This window comes from Thalassotalea nanhaiensis (genome assembly GCF_031583575.1).
GTDB classification, from domain to species: Bacteria; Pseudomonadota; Gammaproteobacteria; order Enterobacterales; family Alteromonadaceae; genus Thalassotalea_A; species Thalassotalea_A nanhaiensis.
Genome location: NZ_CP134146.1, coordinates 4,244,111 through 4,262,237, shown reverse-complemented (window position 1 = coordinate 4,262,237; position 18,127 = coordinate 4,244,111). Strand labels below are relative to the sequence as shown.

At 38.3% G+C, this 18,127-nt stretch carries 18 protein-coding genes; 6 read left to right on the top strand and 12 right to left on the bottom strand.

What is annotated here, in order from left to right; genetic code table 11:
• Positions 1-35: 35 nt before the first annotated feature.
• The 3 genes from RI845_RS18565 to RI845_RS18555 form a co-directional block, all read right to left on the bottom strand.
• Complete coding sequence (locus RI845_RS18565) at positions 36-251, bottom strand: dodecin (protein ID WP_348387661.1); 216 nt, start codon at positions 249-251, stop codon at positions 36-38.
• 70 nt (positions 252-321) lie between these two features.
• On the bottom strand, positions 322-915 hold the full coding sequence (locus RI845_RS18560) for a YjaG family protein (protein ID WP_348387660.1): 594 nt from the start codon (positions 913-915) through the stop codon (positions 322-324).
• Positions 916-997: 82 nt separating this feature from the next.
• Positions 998-3,190 carry a coiled-coil domain-containing protein gene (locus RI845_RS18555; protein WP_348387659.1) on the bottom strand — a complete coding sequence of 731 codons (2,193 nt, stop codon included), beginning with the start codon at positions 3,188-3,190 and terminating at the stop codon, positions 998-1,000.
• A 199-nt stretch (positions 3,191-3,389) separates the two neighbouring features.
• On the opposite strand from RI845_RS18555, the gene RI845_RS18550 reads away from it, so the two are divergent.
• A complete protein-coding gene (locus RI845_RS18550; protein ID WP_348387658.1) occupies positions 3,390-4,232 on the top strand; it encodes an EamA family transporter in 843 nt (280 codons plus the stop codon).
• Positions 4,233-4,246: 14 nt separating this feature from the next.
• Here the strand turns inward: RI845_RS18550 and RI845_RS18545 are convergent, their stop codons facing one another.
• The 6 genes from RI845_RS18545 to RI845_RS18520 form a co-directional block, all read right to left on the bottom strand.
• Complete coding sequence (locus RI845_RS18545) at positions 4,247-4,501, bottom strand: YdcH family protein (protein ID WP_348387657.1); 255 nt, start codon at positions 4,499-4,501, stop codon at positions 4,247-4,249.
• A gap of 36 nt (positions 4,502-4,537) precedes the next feature.
• Complete coding sequence (locus RI845_RS18540; protein WP_348387656.1) at positions 4,538-4,855, bottom strand: TraR/DksA family transcriptional regulator; 318 nt, start codon at positions 4,853-4,855, stop codon at positions 4,538-4,540.
• Between the two features lie 285 nt (positions 4,856-5,140).
• Positions 5,141-6,919 carry a M61 family metallopeptidase gene (locus tag RI845_RS18535; RefSeq protein ID WP_348387655.1) on the bottom strand — a complete coding sequence of 593 codons (1,779 nt, stop codon included), beginning with the start codon at positions 6,917-6,919 and terminating at the stop codon, positions 5,141-5,143.
• A 35-nt stretch (positions 6,920-6,954) separates the two neighbouring features.
• Complete coding sequence (locus RI845_RS18530) at positions 6,955-7,371, bottom strand: GFA family protein (protein WP_348387654.1); 417 nt, start codon at positions 7,369-7,371, stop codon at positions 6,955-6,957.
• Between the two features lie 2 nt (positions 7,372-7,373).
• Positions 7,374-7,598 (bottom strand): VF530 family protein, encoded by a 225-nt coding sequence (locus RI845_RS18525; RefSeq protein ID WP_348387653.1) that lies wholly within the window; start codon positions 7,596-7,598, stop codon positions 7,374-7,376.
• A 677-nt stretch (positions 7,599-8,275) separates the two neighbouring features.
• Positions 8,276-9,007 (bottom strand): glutathione peroxidase, encoded by a 732-nt coding sequence (locus tag RI845_RS18520; RefSeq protein WP_348387652.1) that lies wholly within the window; start codon positions 9,005-9,007, stop codon positions 8,276-8,278.
• 235 nt (positions 9,008-9,242) lie between these two features.
• Between RI845_RS18520 and RI845_RS18515 the strand changes: the two genes are divergently transcribed.
• Both RI845_RS18515 and RI845_RS18510 read left to right on the top strand, forming a co-directional pair.
• Positions 9,243-10,280: an NADP-dependent oxidoreductase gene (locus RI845_RS18515; protein WP_348387651.1), complete on the top strand. Its 1,038-nt coding sequence runs from the start codon at positions 9,243-9,245 to the stop codon at positions 10,278-10,280.
• A gap of 155 nt (positions 10,281-10,435) precedes the next feature.
• The gene (locus tag RI845_RS18510; RefSeq protein ID WP_348387650.1) at positions 10,436-11,059 is read left to right on the top strand and encodes a prepilin-type N-terminal cleavage/methylation domain-containing protein; all 624 of its coding nucleotides are present in this window, start codon (positions 10,436-10,438) and stop codon (positions 11,057-11,059) included.
• A gap of 78 nt (positions 11,060-11,137) precedes the next feature.
• Here RI845_RS18510 and glmS read toward each other — a convergent pair whose 3' ends face one another.
• Entirely contained in the window at positions 11,138-12,970 is a 1,833-nt protein-coding gene (gene glmS / locus RI845_RS18505) for a glutamine--fructose-6-phosphate transaminase (isomerizing) (RefSeq protein ID WP_348387649.1), read from the bottom strand.
• A gap of 20 nt (positions 12,971-12,990) precedes the next feature.
• Entirely contained in the window at positions 12,991-13,752 is a 762-nt protein-coding gene (locus tag RI845_RS18500; RefSeq protein ID WP_348387648.1) for a DeoR/GlpR family DNA-binding transcription regulator, read from the bottom strand.
• Between the two features lie 205 nt (positions 13,753-13,957).
• On the opposite strand from RI845_RS18500, the gene hutG reads away from it, so the two are divergent.
• Complete coding sequence (gene hutG, locus RI845_RS18495) at positions 13,958-14,749, top strand: N-formylglutamate deformylase (RefSeq protein ID WP_348387647.1); 792 nt, start codon at positions 13,958-13,960, stop codon at positions 14,747-14,749.
• 19 nt (positions 14,750-14,768) lie between these two features.
• Entirely contained in the window at positions 14,769-16,142 is a 1,374-nt protein-coding gene (locus tag RI845_RS18490) for a formimidoylglutamate deiminase (protein WP_348387646.1), read from the top strand.
• Positions 16,143-16,160: 18 nt separating this feature from the next.
• Here the strand turns inward: RI845_RS18490 and RI845_RS18485 are convergent, their stop codons facing one another.
• Positions 16,161-16,517: a hypothetical protein gene (locus RI845_RS18485; RefSeq protein WP_348387645.1), complete on the bottom strand. Its 357-nt coding sequence runs from the start codon at positions 16,515-16,517 to the stop codon at positions 16,161-16,163.
• Positions 16,518-16,673: 156 nt separating this feature from the next.
• Between RI845_RS18485 and ccoG the strand changes: the two genes are divergently transcribed.
• Positions 16,674-18,119 carry a cytochrome c oxidase accessory protein CcoG gene (gene ccoG, locus RI845_RS18480; RefSeq protein ID WP_348387644.1) on the top strand — a complete coding sequence of 482 codons (1,446 nt, stop codon included), beginning with the start codon at positions 16,674-16,676 and terminating at the stop codon, positions 18,117-18,119.
• The last annotated feature ends 8 nt before the right edge of the window (positions 18,120-18,127 follow it).

Here is an 18,127-nt window from a genome sequence, read left to right as displayed (position 1 = left end):
CATATTAAAACGGCGGACTCTGACCTTGTTATTTGCTAGCTATATTTTATTCTAAAACCAACTTTTATCGTAACTTGATAATGAGCCACTTTATTTTCAACGAGGTGGCCTCGGGTTTCAACAACCTCAAACCAATTCATATCACTTACGGTTTTGGCACATTCGGCCAAAGCATTTTCAATAGCCGCTTCAATACTTAGCGGTGACGAACCGACGACTTCGAGCTTTTTATAGGTGTGGTGATCTGACATAGCTATTCCTAATATTCTTTACTTATATTAAGAATAGCTGATTATTTTTGACTTCCTAGTAAACCTAAGCTTAGATTTCGATACCTAGGTTAGACATGCCTTCACTTAATGCCATTTCTTTTAATTGTTTGCAGGTTTGCTTATTTTCTTTGCTGATTTTAACCGACATGAATAACTCTTGTTGAGTTTCTATTTCCCATTGCATTAACGGATGATCTTCAATGTCTTGTTCATTAATAACAATATCTTTTTGTTGTTCCTGCTCTGAGGCAAGTAAGATACCTAAGTAGTAACTTACGCTACTATGTGATAACAAGCCTACGTTATTGATGGTATCAGGATCTTTGTCTTGCATGCCTTGTAGTAAAGAGCCTAAAGCCATACAGGTATCAAGTGCTGGGTGAACGCCAAAAAAATCAAACTTATCTACATCTGGAATTTCATCTTCAAGCTTTTCTAATTGCGCAGCAAAATTGATTTTCAATTGCCCTTGCTCGAGTCGTTGCCAAACCAAATCTAATTGGTTACGCAATACTTTGTAATTGCCAAAGTCAGCTGCTTGCGAAAACATTTGATAATTAGGTAGCATACGTTCAAGAATTGCTGCGGCGAAAGCGGTTTGTTGCCAAGGAGAAAGGTCTTGCAAAGAGATGTTTACTGGCACAATGAGTGTCTCACAAATGATAAGTGCGCTAATTATAGCGCACATAATCATTAATATTCAAAGCGGGATGTTGTATTAAACGTTAGCCGAGAGCTATTTGTTTTTGAGCATACTCAAATTTTAAGCGATATTCTGTTAGTTTAGATTCCATTTCAGCAACTTCACTTTCTAACTGGCGTTTTAATTCATGATTCTCATCACGTAATTCTTTCAGCATATTACGAATTTGATCATCGCTAGAGTCTTGTCGTGATCTTATCGCGGCATTCTTTTGGACAAATTCAGCAACTTTTTCTCGTTCAGCTTCTAATAGCCCTTCTAAACGAGTAACTTCCGAAGTACCGCTGGCGCTACTCTGTTGCAATTGCTCATATTGATTCTGAAGAGAAGCTTTATCTTGGTTGACTTTTTCGAGTATTTCATCGGTTTTAGTTTGATAATTTTCAAATCTTGTTTGAGCTGCTGATAATTGTAATTCTAAATCACTAATTTTTTCTTGGTGGCTGTTTTGAGTAGCTTGTGCTTGCTGATTCGCCTGTTCAAGAATTTGTTTTTGCTCTTTCTTTACCGCATTTAGTTGGTTCTCAGATTTTTCACGTTGGCTAATTAATTGGCTATTAACTTGTGAGTTTTTGCTTCTTAACTCTTCTAATTGCTCATCTCTGTTGGTCACTTTGTCTTTTAAAGCACTGTTTTGTACCCAAGCAGATTTTTGCTGTTTTTCACTTTGCTCTAGCAAGCCTTCAGTCTGCTCAAGTTGCTTTTTCAAGCTGGCGGTAGCACTGTTAACATCTTGCTGCTCAGCATTAAGTGATTGTGTTAGCTTATCAACTTGTTGTTGTAAACTTGTCACTTGTTTTTCAGAAGCAGAAAGAGAGTTATTTAATGATTTTTCTTTTTTGCTACTGTCAGCAATGATTTTATCAAGACCTGCTTGATGAGCTGATTTAAGGTCTGTAATTTGTTGCTCTAAACCTTGCTTATCTGTATGAGCATTATTAAGTTTTTTCTCAAAATCAGCGATTACTTCACTAATGCCTTCTTTATCTTTGGCCAGCGTAGATAACTGCTTGTCAAACTCCTGCTGTTGTTTTTCTAGTGCTTTTTGATGCGCTTCATTAATACAATCGAGTTTAATATTCAATTCTGTGATATCAGAATTTAGCGTTTTTATTTGTAGCGCTTGTTCACTAACTTTTTGGCTTTGTTGTTGCTCTTTAGCAACCAACTTATCATGCGCGAGTTGTTGTTTATCTAATTCTTTTTGTTTGCTTTTTAGGGTTTTATCTTGTTCTGTAAAGTCAGTTTTATGCTGCTTCTCAAGCTTTGTTATGGCTTGGCTATGCGCTTTAACTAAATTTTTGCTTTCTACTGAAAGGGTTTTACTTTCCTGAGTAAGGCTTTTTATCTGACTTTTTAAATCACTTATTTCGTCTTTTAAATTAATATTTGTTTGTTGTGATTTATCTAATTGAGTCTCTATTGTTTTTAACGCATCTGTACTTGAACCTGATGCCTGTTCATAAACTTTTAAGCGTTCATTGTGAGATTTTACTAGTTTATCTGTAGTTGCCTTATGCTCTTTTTTCAACGAAGCGGTTAGCTGTTCAGCATTTTCTTTAGCAGTTTCAACTTCAGTAAACTTGGCTTGTAACGCGGTATGTGATTCATTCAGTTGTTCAAAATTAGATTTTAATTCTTGTTGTTTTTTTTGATCATCTGCAAACGTTGCTTTTAGCTCAGCTAGATCATGTTCAGCTGATTGTTTAAGTTGTTGATATTTTTTATCAAGCTTTTCAACATCTTTTAATAATTTGTCTTTATCTTTGGCTAAGCCGGTTACTTGCTCGTTTAACGGTTCTAATTGGCTTTGTAGCAGTTCACGGTTTTCTTTTGTTAAGCGTAAGTCTTCTAATGTATGCTGTTCATCTTTTAACTTAATTTTTAGATGAGTTTCAATCTGAATTGCACGCTCTTTCAGTGCGCTGTATTTGGTTTCGTAAGTAAGCAGTTTCTTTTTCAGCTGCTCTATTTCGCTAAACTTAAGATTTACCGAGTCGTGCTTAGACTGGCTCAACTTTTCATGCACAGCACTATTTTTTTCATCAAGCTCAAGCTTTTGTTTTTCTAACGCTTGCTGTTTATCAATTTTTGCATGTTCACTAATTTTAGCCGCGAGTTGATTAAACCTATCTTCAAGTTGAATAAAGATATCGCCGGCAAGTAGCTGTAGTTGCTCGTCAATTTCACTATTTATTTCTGCTTGAGTTGTCATAGAAAATTCTTGAATTAATTTTTATTATTATTGATATACATGTCTTTCATCATGTTTATCAGCCTGAAAATAGTGTTACTGTTAGCACTATTATTGTTTTACAATAGCAGAAAATACAGCGCTTTCTTACAACTTTTTTACAAGTCCGATGATTAGTGATTCATATCTGGTTAAAAGCGATTAAATTTACAGGGGTTTTATGTTTTTTTTAGTGCTAGTGTCGATAGTTTGGGCATTTTCTTTTGGCTTAATAAAGGGACAATTAACCGGTATTCAACCAGAAGTGGTCGCCAGTATTCGCTTACTGCTATGTGTGCTTACTTTTTTACCATGCCTGCTATTTTTAAAATCATTTAAACCGAACAGTAAATTGATGTTGTTAGGAGCGTTGCAATTTGGCGTAATGTACCTTGCTTATATTCAGTCCTATCAATACCTTCCTGGATATTTGGTTGCGGTATTTACCATATTTACACCTTTGTATGTGTTATTAGCAAATGCAGTAATAAATAAATATTTTAACGTGAGCTATTTATTACCTGTGCTGATCTCAATCCTTGGTGCCGGCGTTATAGTGTTTAAATCACCACAACAAGCTGAATTTATTACCGGATTTTTGTTGCTGCAAGTCGCTAATATTGCGTTTGCTATTGGTCAGGTAAGTTATAAGTATGTCGCTAAAGATCAACCCGACAGTGAAAATATGCTTTGGATGTATGTTGGCGCAGCATTATTGGCCGGTGTTTATACAGCAATGAGCGTTGATTTAGGTCAGGTAAATATTGATGCTAAGCAATGGTGGGCATTAATATATCTTGGCGTGATCTCTTCAGGTTTGTGTTTCTACTTTTGGAATAAAGGTAGTAAGCAGGTAAATACACCAACCTTAGCGGTAATGAATAATGGCTATGTGCCATTAGCGGTTATATTTGCGATTATAATCTTTTCTGAAAGTGCCGATTATGCACGCCTGGTCGTTGGCGGAGCATTAATCGGCTTAAGTGTATATATTGCTTATTTCTTACAAAAGAAGAATAACTGAGCAAGTTAACCTGATTAGGCTTGAGTTGCCTGGTATTTTTTTAACATTAAAAATAATTCATCTTTATGGTTAAGACGTTTCATTTTAAGTTGATCTAAATAGTCATCAGAGGTGTTTTCTACGCCTTCTTCAATGCGAATCACTTCATGATCAAGCTCATGGTATTCTTTAAATACTTTGGCAAAGTGATTGTTGTTCATCTTTAAAGTGCGGATTTCATCTTTAAATTCTGGAAATTCATGATGTAAGTCGTGTTTTTCTATATTCATAATCAATTCCTGATCGCTAATTTTAAGGTTTAATGTCTATTCTTGGCTGCAATTAAAGCATGTTTTGGTATATGGCAAAGCTTCTAAACGTTCTTTGGAAATGGGCTTGCCACAATCTGTACAAATACCGTATTGCTCGGTTTGTAACATCGCTAGGGTTTGTTTAATTTTTTGCAGTTCCAGCAAAGTTTGTTGATGGATTTCATCAAGCACTTCGTCGTTTTCACTTTCCGTACATTGTTCGGCAAAGTCTTGGCTACGACCTTTTTTAAAATCTGTTTCAATAGCGGCTAAGCGTTTTGTTAATTCATCTTGCTTAGCAATTAATGAGGCTTTTAGTTTCTCAACAATCATTGCAATTCTCCTTATTTCGCTAGATTAGCGCGTCTAGAAAAACAGCACTTGATCTGGCTCAAAAAAGTTTCGGTTGGCTAAATAAGCTGAACTCGGGATAACAACTTGCTTTCTAGTAGCTGTTTTTCCTTACTACAGTGTTAAATTTGTTTGCAATAGGCGAGCTAATTTCTTTACCCAAGTTCAGGTTAAATACAAAAAAGAAAGATAAGTGCTCATTTAATTTATGGATTATTAAATGAGCATTTAGGGAGGGGGAATAACGCTAAGTAACCCGAGCTCAGGCTAGATAATTCTTTGCCAGTTTTTAACTAATTGCTCATTTTCAACAGTAAGCTGCACCGCAAGTTTTGGCGTATCAATAACCGTTAACGGCAATTTCAGTAGTTTGTCATCTCTGAATACGTGGCAATCTAGTTGTTGATTTTCAGGAGTATGATCCAGTAACGATTGCAACGATTTGTCGCTAACCTTTAAATTATCAACGGCAATAATTACATCATCTACACTTAATCCCGCCTGCTCAGCAGGAGAGCTTTGTTCTACTACCGTCACTTTTAGCCCCGCAGGCGTCTGTTTATAAAATGCGCCTAAGTAAGGTTTGTATGATGATTTATTTTCACCGTCAAAGCTGTTTAGTTTTTTATAAGGAGCACGCTCAAACGTGACGCCTACTTGTGCTAATAGCTGCTCAAGTGGGACTCTATTTGCGCGGTGTAGTAGTTGGGTAAATTGCTCACTGATATCACTGTCACATAACTGGTTGGCGATGTTGATAAAGTGCTTCTCGTTTGTACCTATTCCCGTTTTTCCATGCTCTAACCATAGTGTTTTCATCAAGTTGTCCAGGCTAAATTTGCCTTTGCTGTGTTCTCTTATGGTTAAGTCCAGCCACAGAGCGATTAACGATCCTTTGGTGTAATAACTTACAATATTGTTAACTGCATCAGGGCCTTGTTTATAAAACTTGGTCCAGGTATCAAAACTGGAATCGCTTACCGACTGTTTCAATTCACCCTGCCCTCGGTAAACACGAGTCATGGTTTTAGACAGAATGGTTAAGTAGTCTTTAAATGGAATAATACCCGCTCTAAATAATGAAAAGTCATCAAAGTAAGATGTGATCCCTTCATAAGCCCACAACTGATTGGTATGCACTTCTTTGCTTAAGTCGTAAGGGACAAACTCTTCTGGTTTTATCCGGCAAACATTCCAGGCATGAAAATATTCATGTGAGCACAGAGATAAAAACGTTTTATAGTTATCGCTGAGTTCTTCAGGTTTATTTGGGTTAGGTAGGTCGAACCGACTTGCGACTAATACGGTTGAGTTTTTATGCTCTAAACCGCCAAAGCCATTACCAAGTAAATTGGTGATAAACCAGTATTCACTAAACGGTGCTTCGCCAAATAAATCAATGTGGTGTTGGCAAAGCTTAGCAATATCATTTTTTAACCTTTCCCGATCACCAAAATGGCGGCCGGCAAATACTAAATAATGTGGCACATTAGCGACATCAAATTCGATCACATCAAAATCACCTAACTCTACTGGGCAATCGATTAAATGTTGATAGTTATCGGCAATATAATCGCCAAATTGATATATTTCGGTGCCATTTGCTCTAGGCAATCCGGTAGCAACTTTCCAATTATTTAGCCCTTCAGGTTTAATTATCTGTAAGCTACAAGGATGCTCAGCTAATTCTTGTACTTCTAAGAACGTTGAACTGCCATTAAAAAAACCACGCTGATTATCTAAAAAAGCGGTGCGAACTGATAAATCAAATGCATAAATATCGTACTCAACCCTAACTGCAGCACCGTTCGTTGTTAACACCCAAGTTTGTTTGTCAGTTTTGCAAAACTCAATTGGTTGTTGTGCCATTGAGGCATTAAACGTAATAATGTTTTTAGCAAAATCGCGGATCATATAAGAACCCGGCAGCCATGATGGTAAGGATAATGTCAGCTGTGAATGCTCATGTGAAGGTATATCAATGGTTACTGTAAATTGGTGAGCATTAGGGTTACTGGCACTAATGCGGTAAGCGATTGTAGTCATATTCGGTGTTTACTCTTTGTCGTAGAAGCAAAAGGTTATTTCGGGCCTTGATTAAACTTAGGTAGTTGATCAAAGCTGGTATGCCATTTAGGTGTTTCGGCGCAAAAAATATTTTGGCTGGGCTTTAACTCAATTTCGTCATCTAAAGTACCAACCGGTAGTACATAAATTTGCTCTGTTTGGGTTAACCAGGGCATGGTGGAACCACAATTTGTACAAAAGCTGGTGGCAAAGTACTTTGCTTCCGGTACGGTATAGCGACCAAGTAAGTCTTTACCACTGAGCCAACTAAATTGCTGTAAAGGTACGAAAATGTTTGGCGCAAAGCCACTGCCGGTGATTTTACGACAACGGGAACAATGACAGTATTGAAACATTTTTAGTGGTTCGCTAATTTGATACTGAACTTGCCCGCATAAACAACTACCCTTATAGGTTTTAGTTTCACTCATGTTTATCCCAATTTATGTTTGTTCTTAATGTAAAGTTGCTCAACCTTCTCACGTGCCCAAGGCGTTTTGCGCAAAAACTTCAAACTCGATTTTATGCTGGGATCGGTAGTGAAACATTTTATTTTGATTAGCTTGCCTAGCTCACTAAAACCAAAGTGCTGCTCAAGATCGGTAACGATTTTTTGCAAAGTAACACCGTGCAAAGGGTTATAAGGTTGATTATCCATAGTATTTTGTATTGATGATTAATATGTAAATAGTAGCATTAAATAGTCATGATTTTCGTTAGTTTTAATACCGTTTAATGAAGTAAAACAAAAAATTGCTCCTCGATAACTACTCCTTCGTTATTCTACCTACCTACATACGTCCTTGTATTAGTGCATCCTTGTTACAAATCAAAAGCCTTCCATGGCGATTTGCATTCCTTCATCCATGAAGTGAAACAAAAAATTGCTCCTCGATAACTGCTCCTGCGTTATTCTACCTACATACATCCTTGTATTAGTGCATTTTTGTCATATAGGCCATCCCTGGCCAAAAAAAAGCCCCTATTTATACGATTAAATAGAGGCTGAAAGTTGTAGTGGGTAAGGAAGAGACACATACCAATTAAAGTAAGTTATATCCTGCTCAGTGAGAATTAAAAAGCTTATAGGTAAGGCATTGATTGATGAGAATGGTTATTCCCTTGTCAAAATTAATAACGCAGCATATAAGCATTTTAAACTCACCCTTTGGGAGTTTGTTATAGGCCTACTAACTGCACAAAATATATTTAATATAGACAAACTATATCTAAACAAATTTTATTTGTTATTAATCCTATAACAAAACTCTGAGCTGGGAATAAATTTACTCTAATTGGTATCATGTTTCAAAGTGCGCGAGCACAAACGTTAAATTATTTTGCTAAAAAACTAGCAAGGTCTTCGCTGCTACCTATGTGATTATTGTCAATAAATACCTGTGGTACTGTGTCATTGCCGGTAATTGCTTTTAATGAGGTTAAACTTGCGTCTTTTCCTAATTCAATTTCTTCAAAGGCGTAACCATGGTCAGTTAATAACTGTTTTGCATTTAAACAAAATTGACAACCTGGCTTTGTAAAAATACTTACCGCTTGTGGTTTTTTAGCATTTGGGTTGATGTAATCAAGCATAGTATCGGCATCTGACACTTCAAACGGGTCGCCAGGAACATTTTCTTCGATAAACATTTTTTCAACCACACCATCTTTAACTAACATAGAGTATCTCCAGCTACGTTTGCCAAAGCCTAAGTCGGCTTTATCAACTAACATGCCCATGCCGTCAGTAAACTCACCATTACCATCAGGAATTAATGTTACGTTGTCACTTTCCTGGTCCGCAGCCCATGCATTCATTACAAACGTATCGTTTACTGATAAACATACAATGTCATCAACGCCGTTTTCTTTGAACGTGTTTGCTAGTTCATTGTAACGAGGTAAGTGAGTAGACGAACACGTAGGAGTAAATGCGCCTGGTAATGAAAATACTACAACGGTTTTACCTTTAAATAATTCTTCTGTTGTTATGTTTTTCCATTCGTTATTAACGCGAGTTGGAAATGTTACGCTTGGGATTGATTGGCCTGTTTTAATATCTAACATAGGTGCTCCGGTAAATTTTAATATTGTTGGTGACAACCGTTTCTTTGGTGTCTGCTAATTCGATGGAGTAATTATCCTGCACAGCGTTAATTTATTAAAGCGATATAAATCGATGTTTGTAATTGAATAAATAGATTGGATGATTTTGATAATAATTGTAATGGCAATGAATACATATTAAATAACGAACAGTGATAAACTTTTATCATTCTTTGTATTAATACTGGACTTCTATATGCAACATCAACAAGCGTGGATCATTAATGAGTACGCAAAGGGCGAGTTAACGGGCAATGAATTATCACTTGTTGAAGTCCCACTTGCAGATTTAAATGACGGCGAGGTATTAATTAAAACATTACTGTTGAGTTTAGATCCCTCTAACCGTTTATGGTTAAGCGAAAAGAAAGACTATTTACCGCAACTACAAATTGGCGACGTAATGCGTGGTTTAGTTGTTGGTAGAGTAGAAGAATCTAAAGATGATAATTTTAAGGTTGGTGATCATGTTTTTGCCATGCTGGGTTGGCAACAATATGCGGTAGTACCAGCAGCGCAATTAACTGCGCAAAATGGCGCAATTAAGTTTAATCCGAATCCGCAAATTCCCCTTGAAGCTTATGTGTCAGCATTGGGTCTAACCGGTTGGACTGCCTATGTTGGTATGCATCAAATAGGCAACATAGCGCCTAACAGTAAGGTACTGGTTTCAGGTGCTGCTGGTGCAACTGGGCTAGCAGCATGTCAAATTGCTAAAGCTACAGGTTGTTATACCGTAGGTATTGCCGGTGGAGAGCAAAAGTGTGAACTACTCTGTTCACAATTTAACATGGATGGTGCTATTGATTACCGCAATGAGCAGGATATATCGGCAGCCATGAAAGCACAGTTTCCAAATGGTATTGATGTGTTTTTTGATAACGTTGGCGGTGAAATGCTTGATGCTGCCCTTGAAAATATGGCAATGAACGGCGTTGTTGTGGTGTCGGGCAGTATTTCTCAGTACCAAACCTTGGAAGAAAAAGAGAAAGTCTACGGTTTAAAAAATAGCTTTATGCTGGCGACCAAACGCTTACGCATGGAGGGATTTTTAATACTCGATTATTTAGAGCAAATGGACACAATATTACCAACCATGGAGCAATGGCTGCTTGAAGGTAAATTGCAGTACCGCAATACTACTGTCGATGGTTTGGAAAATGCGCAAGCGGCATTGCCTCGATTATTTTCTGGCAGAAATACTGGAAAACTAGTGATTAATGTTGCGGATTAACATTACCGTAGGATGGAGCTATTTGCTTGTTTAACAGTATATTACTTACCTATAATGCGTGCCTGTTGAGTTGGTTTTTGGTATGTTTTAATTATTAACGCTCTAAGTTAATAGAAAAACAACTATAAATATTAACTCTATATGGCCGATATTAGATGCATAGAACTTGCTTTATCCCCTGCAATTTAGCTGCTTTTCGAACAACTAAACAGCCATCTTTAGGCTTTACTTTAGTCGAAATGGTCATCGTTGTTGTACTGTTAGCGGTACTTGCAGTGGTTGCTGTACCTAAGTTTATAGATTTAACCAAGTCTGCCGATCAAGCGGTAATGAAAGCTCAAATAGCAAGCATAGCTGCCGCTAGAGATATGGTTACGGTGCAAATAACTCTGCACCCAGAAAATTTAAATGCCAATAAAAGTCGATTCACGTTAAAAAGTGGCCAACGAATTCGTATCCGCGGCGGATATGCCGATGGTCGATGGAATAATACCTTTATTCATTTAGTGGATATCAGTAGTACTGCCCAAGTAACTTCAAACGATTGTGATGAAGAAGGTATGGATTTTTGTGTCCGTCATCGTAATAGTGGTTGGTTTCGTAATCCTAATAGAGATTACGTCGATAGTGCCTCAAGAGGACGTGGATTTGTTATATACCCGAATGGTTATAACCTGAACACTACTAAGTGTTATACCTATTACTACACGCCAAATGACTCGGTGACGCCTGATAATCCGCAAAAACCTATTACCGGTAGTGATTTTAGTGAATGTTAAATGAAGACCTTTGGTTAATACCAATTCGCCTAACGATCACATCATTATCCGAATTGGTATTACGTTCGCTGTTAATGCTTATTCAACCGTAACTGATTTTGCTAAGTTACGCGGTTGGTCAACATCAGTACCTTTAATAATTGCCACGTAGTACGACAATAATTGTAACGGCAAGGTGTAAACGATTGGTGCAATTACATCATCACAATGTGGCACGTTGATTACTTTCATTGTATCGTCACTGGCAAATTTTGCGTCAACATCGGCAAACACATACATTAAACCACCACGGGCGCGAACTTCTTCAACGTTTGATTTTAACTTTTCAATTAAATCGTTGCGTGGCGCTACCACAATAACGGGCATATCGGCATCAATAAGAGCTAACGGGCCATGCTTTAATTCACCGGCGGCATAAGCTTCGGCGTGAATGTATGAAATTTCTTTAAGCTTTAGCGCACCTTCCATTGCGATAGGATATTGATCGCCACGACCTAAAAATAACGAGTGCTGTTTATCGGCAAAATCTTCAGCTAAACCTTCAATACTGCTGGCCAAAGTCAGTACTTCTTCAAGCTTATTAGGTAAGCTCATAAGTGATGAAATAATGGCTTTTTGAGCATCATCATCCATGCATTTGTGCTGACCAATGGCGATTGTCATCATCATTAATCCAACTAACTGGGTAGTAAATGCTTTTGTTGAAGCAACGCCAATTTCTGCGCCTGCTTTAGTCATAAATGCCAAGTCTGATTCACGTACCAATGATGAACCTGGCACATTACAAATACTAAGGCTGGCACGATAACCAAGATCTTTAGCTAAACGTAATGCTGCTAACGTATCTGCGGTTTCACCCGATTGAGAAATTGTAACGATTAGCGCGTTTTTAGGGACGAATGATTTGCGGTATCTAAATTCACTGGCAATTTCAATATTACACGATACGCCGGCATGCTCTTCTAACCAGTAACGAGCAACCATGCCTGAATGGTAAGAGGTACCACAAGCAATTATTTGTACATGTTCGATGTCTTTAAAGATGTCATCAGCATTTGGTCCAAACGCGTCGCTATTAATTTTTCCGTCAGTGAAGCGCCCTTCCAGCGTATTTCGAATAGCCGTTGGTTGTTCGTAGGTTTCTTTAAGCATAAAGTGACGATATTCACCTTTGTCGCCGGCGTCATGGCTAACCGATGCTTCAGTTATTTCACGTTCAACGTTGTTACCGTCTTTATCGACGATGTTTACTTCAAAACGAGTGATTTCAGCCACGTCCCCTTCTTCTAAAAATGAGAAACGACGAGTAACTGGCAATAGTGCCATCATATCTGAGGCTAAAAAGTTTTCACCTAAACCGTAACCAATAACCAATGGACTACCGGAGCGTGCAACAACAACACGGTCTTTGTCATTAGTATCCATAATTACCGTACCGTATGCGCCTTCAAATTGCTTACTGGCACTTTGTACTGCTTGTAATAATGACTGAGCTGTTTTGAGTTCGTGGTGAACTAAATGAGCAATAACTTCTGTGTCGGTTTCAGAGACAAATACATAACCTAGTGCGGTTAATTGTTGTTTTAATTGTTCATGGTTTTCAATAATACCGTTATGAACAACGGCAATATTAGTGCCTGATACATGTGGATGAGCATTTGTTTCGCTTGGAACGCCATGAGTAGCCCAGCGTGTATGAGCGATGCCCGTTCCGCCATTTACTGGAGAATCTGCTAATGCACTTGCCAGTTCTTGCACTTTCCCCAAACGACGAACACGGTGTAAATTACTATTATCATCAATAACGGCAACACCGGCAGAGTCGTAACCACGATATTCCAGGCGTTTTAACCCTTCTACTAAAATGTCTGCTACATCACGTTGTGCTACTGCACCAACTATTCCACACATATTAAAACCTTAAATTTATATTAATTACTTTTAGCACAAATCAACTGAATGCCTTGTGCTTGAATTTTGTGTTGTAAATCTGCTGACAATCCATCATCGGTGATCAGCGTGTTTATGCGTTGCCATGGCAACTCTAAATTTGGGATGCGGCGACCTATTTTTTCTGATTCAACCACAACAATCACTTCTCGGGCGACTTCACTCATAACTTGCGAAAGACCGATCAGCTCATTGAAGGTTGTTGTACCACGTTCTATATCAATGCCATCGGCACCAATGAATAACTGATCAAAGTCATATGATCTTAGTACCAATTCAGCTACTTTGCCTTGAAACGCCTCTGAGCTGCTATCCCATGTACCACCGGTCATCAAAAGTGTTGGCTCATTTTCTAATTCATTCAATGAGTCAGCAATTGATAATGAGTTGGTCATTACCACCAGGCCTTTCTTTTGTTTTAGCTCAGGAATAATTGCTGCTGTAGTTCTGCCACTGTCGATAATAATACGATTATGATCTCGAACATGTTTTGCCGCTTCGATGGCAATAGCCATCTTTTGGTTCGATACTTTTTCAGATGAGGTGATTTCTTTTGGTAATGGTACTGCGCCGCCATAACGGCGTAACAACAAACCACTTTTTTCTAACGCAGAGAGATCTTTGCGAATAGTGACTTCCGATGTTTCAAACTGTGCTGCCAATTGATCAACGCTTACCTCGCCAGCTTCGGTTAGCTGGTTAAGAATATTATGACGGCGTTGTTGGGTATTTCGTTTTGACATAAGTTTCAGTTTAAATCATTAAGTTTCGTTTCGAAAGATGTGCGATTAAAACAAAACTTTTATGGTTTTGCAAATTTAACTGCTTAATTTCTTTGCCAGCATCCCGGCAAAATGTTAAATTGGCACTCAATAATTTGTATATACAACTTGTGTTCGGTGCTGGCTTTAACCAGTATTGGATAACAACGGCAATAAAAGGCATTTCATGAGCAACACTACTTATACGTTAATTCAAGGTAAAATCCCGCTGTTAATAAGCATGCCGCATAATGGTGAAGAGATCCCAGATGATATCAAAGCGAAGATGACCGAAACCGGTTTGTCGGTGCAAGATACTGATTGGTACATGGATAAGTTGTATGATTTTGCTATTGAGCTTGGTGCCTATATCTTAATGCCTAAATATAGTCGCTATGTAATTGACTTAAACAGAGACCCTACGGGAATAAATCTCTATCCGGGTAGTGATACCACTGAGTTATGCCCAACCACAAGTTTTGAATCTAAACCGCTGTATTTACCAGAACAATTACCCGATGAAGCTGAAAATGAACGCCGGGTGAAGCTTTATTGGCAACCTTATCATCAAGCTATTGCATCAACGTTAGATAGCTTACAGCAACAGTTTGGCAAGGCGGTAATGCTTGAAGCACACTCAATTGCCTCTGTAGTGCCAAGGTTTTTTGACGGCCAACTGCCTGACTTCAACTTTGGCACGAATAACGGCGTAAGTTGTGCAAGTGAGTTAGTCGACGCTGTTGAAGCGGTTGATTACTCTCCTTATAGCCAAGTAACCAATGGCCGTTTTAAGGGCGGTTATATTACCCGTCAATATGCTGACTTGGAACGTAACATACATACCCTGCAGCTTGAGCTTTCACAGCGTACTTACTTAAATGAAGATACGTTAACGTACAACGAACAAGAGGCTAACTTAGTAAAACCTAAATTAGCGCTGCTTGTTGATGCAATGGCGAAGTTCGCTGTTAATAAATAACCCCAAGATACCAAAAATTATGATGAAACTATTTGCTGAAAATATTTTACTGGCCTCAGGATGGCAACAAAATAAAACCTTACACATCGATAACGGTGTAATCACCAACATTACCGATGGGCAAGCGAGTGATGCCGAGGTAGCAAAGGGGGCTGTTATCCCAGGTATGGTTAATTGTCACTCACACGCCTTTCAGCGTGGTTTTGCCGGCTTTTCTGAGCAAGGCAGCGAGAGCAACGACAGCTTTTGGACTTGGCGTAAAATTATGTATCAGTTTTTAGATAATATCTCTACTGAGCAAGCGGAAGTTATTGCCAAGCAGCTGTATATTGAAATGTTGAAAGCGGGTTATACCCGAGTGGCAGAGTTTCATTATTTGCATCATCAAAAAGATGGTGAAAATCATCAGCCACTTGCTGCAATGGCTAAGGCAATTTTTAATGCTGCAAACAATACTGGTATTGGTTTAACCATGCTGCCGGTTATGTATCGCTTCAGTGGTTTTGGACCGCTTGCACCCAATGATGGCCAAAAACGGTTCATTAATTCAATTGAACAGTTTAATCAATTAGTAAGCGACTGCTTTGCCATGGCCAAAGATAGTCGCAATGCCAATGTTGGTATTGCGCCGCATTCTTTACGTGCAGTTGATAAAGAGTCTTTAGTTGCGGCTGTACAGCATGTGCGCAGCCTTGATGACAAAGCGCCAATACATATTCACATTAGTGAGCAGCAAAAAGAAGTACAGGATTGTGTCGCTCATTATGGCAAGCGACCAGTGCAATGGTTGTTAGATAATATGGACCTGGATCAACACTGGTGTTTAATTCACGCCACTCATATTGATCAACAAGAAGTTGCTGGCATCATAAAAACGCAAGCGATTGCCGGTATTTGTCCAACCACTGAAGCTAACTTGGGCGATGGTATTTTTCCTACAACTGAGTTTATGGACCAAGGTGGGCAAGTTGCTATCGGCTCTGACAGTCATATCAGCGTATCTGCTATTGAAGAAATCCGACTGCTTGAATATGCACAACGGTTAATCAAGCAGCAACGCGCCATCTTAGCAACCAGTGACACTCGTTCTGTCGGGCAAAATTTATGGCAACATACTGCGAAAGCCGGAGCACTTAGCACCAGTAGTAATACTGGCGAGCTTGAGATAGGTAAACAAGCCGATTTATTAGTGCTGGACGAAAATAAGACGCGTTTATTTGCCAATCAAAATAAATTTGTTTTAGACAGTATGATGTTTGCCAGTCAAGATAATCCAATAAAGGATGTAATGGTAAATGGGTGTTGGTGTATCAATAATGGTGAACACGCAGAGCAAACATCGAGCGCCGATAAATTTGCTCAGGTGTTACAAGATTTAGGTAATAACCGCTAAAATCTTTTTAATATAACGCTACAAAATTCTGTATTGATCGATAGTCGAACATACTTTTAATTGATATTGTCTGCGTAACCTTGGGTTATCCTTAGGCTCTACGCAGTACTCTTTATGAAATGCTTTTAATGAATCACGAGTTTCTGCAACTTGTTTTACATAAGCGACCTCTTTTTTCGAAAACTTTTTAAAGTCAGTTTGTAATACTGAAATCAACTTACTTGGTGCTACTTTTGCTTTGGTATCGGCAATCTCAGAGAAGTCCTCTTGCGCCTGTTGCTTTGTTTCACTGAACCATTCATTTAACTCTTCATTCGGATAAAAGTGTAAATACACCGCTATTGCAACAATTATTATTATTAGATTTTTAAACATGTGCGCTCGATTTTATCGGAATTAGTGATTAATAGTGATAATAACCCATTTTAAGCAAATGTTAAAAAATTAAAAAAACTTAATCTAAATCACGCTTTTAGTGAATACCCTTGTTATAATTGAGCGATAGAAATATGCCTCAATTTTGGAATGGCCATGGTTGACAATAAAAAGCCTGCAAAAGTACAAACTCAAACAATTCCTGTTAAAAATATTAAGGTACATCGACCTAAATCGGGTAGTGTTGAGCAATATAAACCGCGTGATCAAATTTATGTTCGCAAAGTGAAAGGTTTCTTCCAAAATATTCGTCGTAAAATGAATATATTCTTTCTGGCGATGTTCGCAGCCCTTCCCTGGTTGCAATACAACGGCCAACAAGCCATTTTATTTGATATCGGTGAGCAAAGGTTTAACATTTTTGGTTTAACTCTTTGGCCACAAGATTTAACCCTGCTTGCATGGATTTGTATTATTGGCGCATTTTTGCTGTTTTTTGTCACCACCTTTCTCGGTAGAGTTTGGTGTGGCTATTTGTGCCCACAAACTGTTTGGACCTTCATTTTCATTTGGTTCGAAGAAAAGTTTGAAGGTGCTGCCAATAAGCGTAAAAAACTTGATTCTCAAAAGATGAACTTTGATAAGTTTTGGCGAAAAGCACTTAAACATGGCTGTTGGCTGCTGTTTTCGTTATTAACGGCAATTACCTTTATTGGTTATTTCACCCCAATGCAGCAACTCACCATAGATTTCTTTACTTTTAATGCGTCATTTTTGATTACCTTGTGGATTTTGTTTTTTGCTTTTTGTACCTATGGTAATGCTGGTTGGATGCGTGAAATCATGTGTTTGCATATGTGTCCATATGCACGTTTTCAATCTGCGATGTTTGATCAAGACACCGTAACCGTCTCGTATGATTACGGCCGAGGTGAAAATAGAGGACCAAGGGGGCGCAAAGCCGATCCTAAAGAGTTGGGGCTTGGCGACTGTATTGACTGTAACCTTTGTGTCGAAGTTTGTCCTACCGGCATTGATATACGCAATGGCTTACAATATGAGTGCATTAACTGTGGTGCCTGTGTCGATGCCTGTGATGGCGTAATGGAACGGATGAAGTATAAAAAAGGTCTTATCCGCTACACCACTGAAACGGTATTAAAAGGTAAAACCGTACATATCCTGCGACCTAAACTGTTTATGTATGCCATCGTATTAACGGTTATGGTGGGCTTTTTTATTAATGATATTGCCACTCGTGTACCGCTGCAATTAGATATTATCCGAGATAGAAATGCCCTCGCCCGGGAAAATATCGATGGCTTTATTGAAAATGTGTACACCTTGAAAATACTGAATAAATCACAACATCAAGCGACCTATGCAATTAAAGTTGAAGGTTTAGGCAACTATGAATGGCAGGGTGATAAAGTTGTTACTGTTAATGCCGCAGAAATACATACGATTGCCATCAGTATTGCAGTAGACCCCTATGACTTAAAAAATTATATGACTGATATTTCGTTTGTTATCCATCAAACGGAACCTGCTGATAATGATGTGGTCATTAAACAAAGCAGCGTGTTCTTTAATAAACGATGAGTACAAGT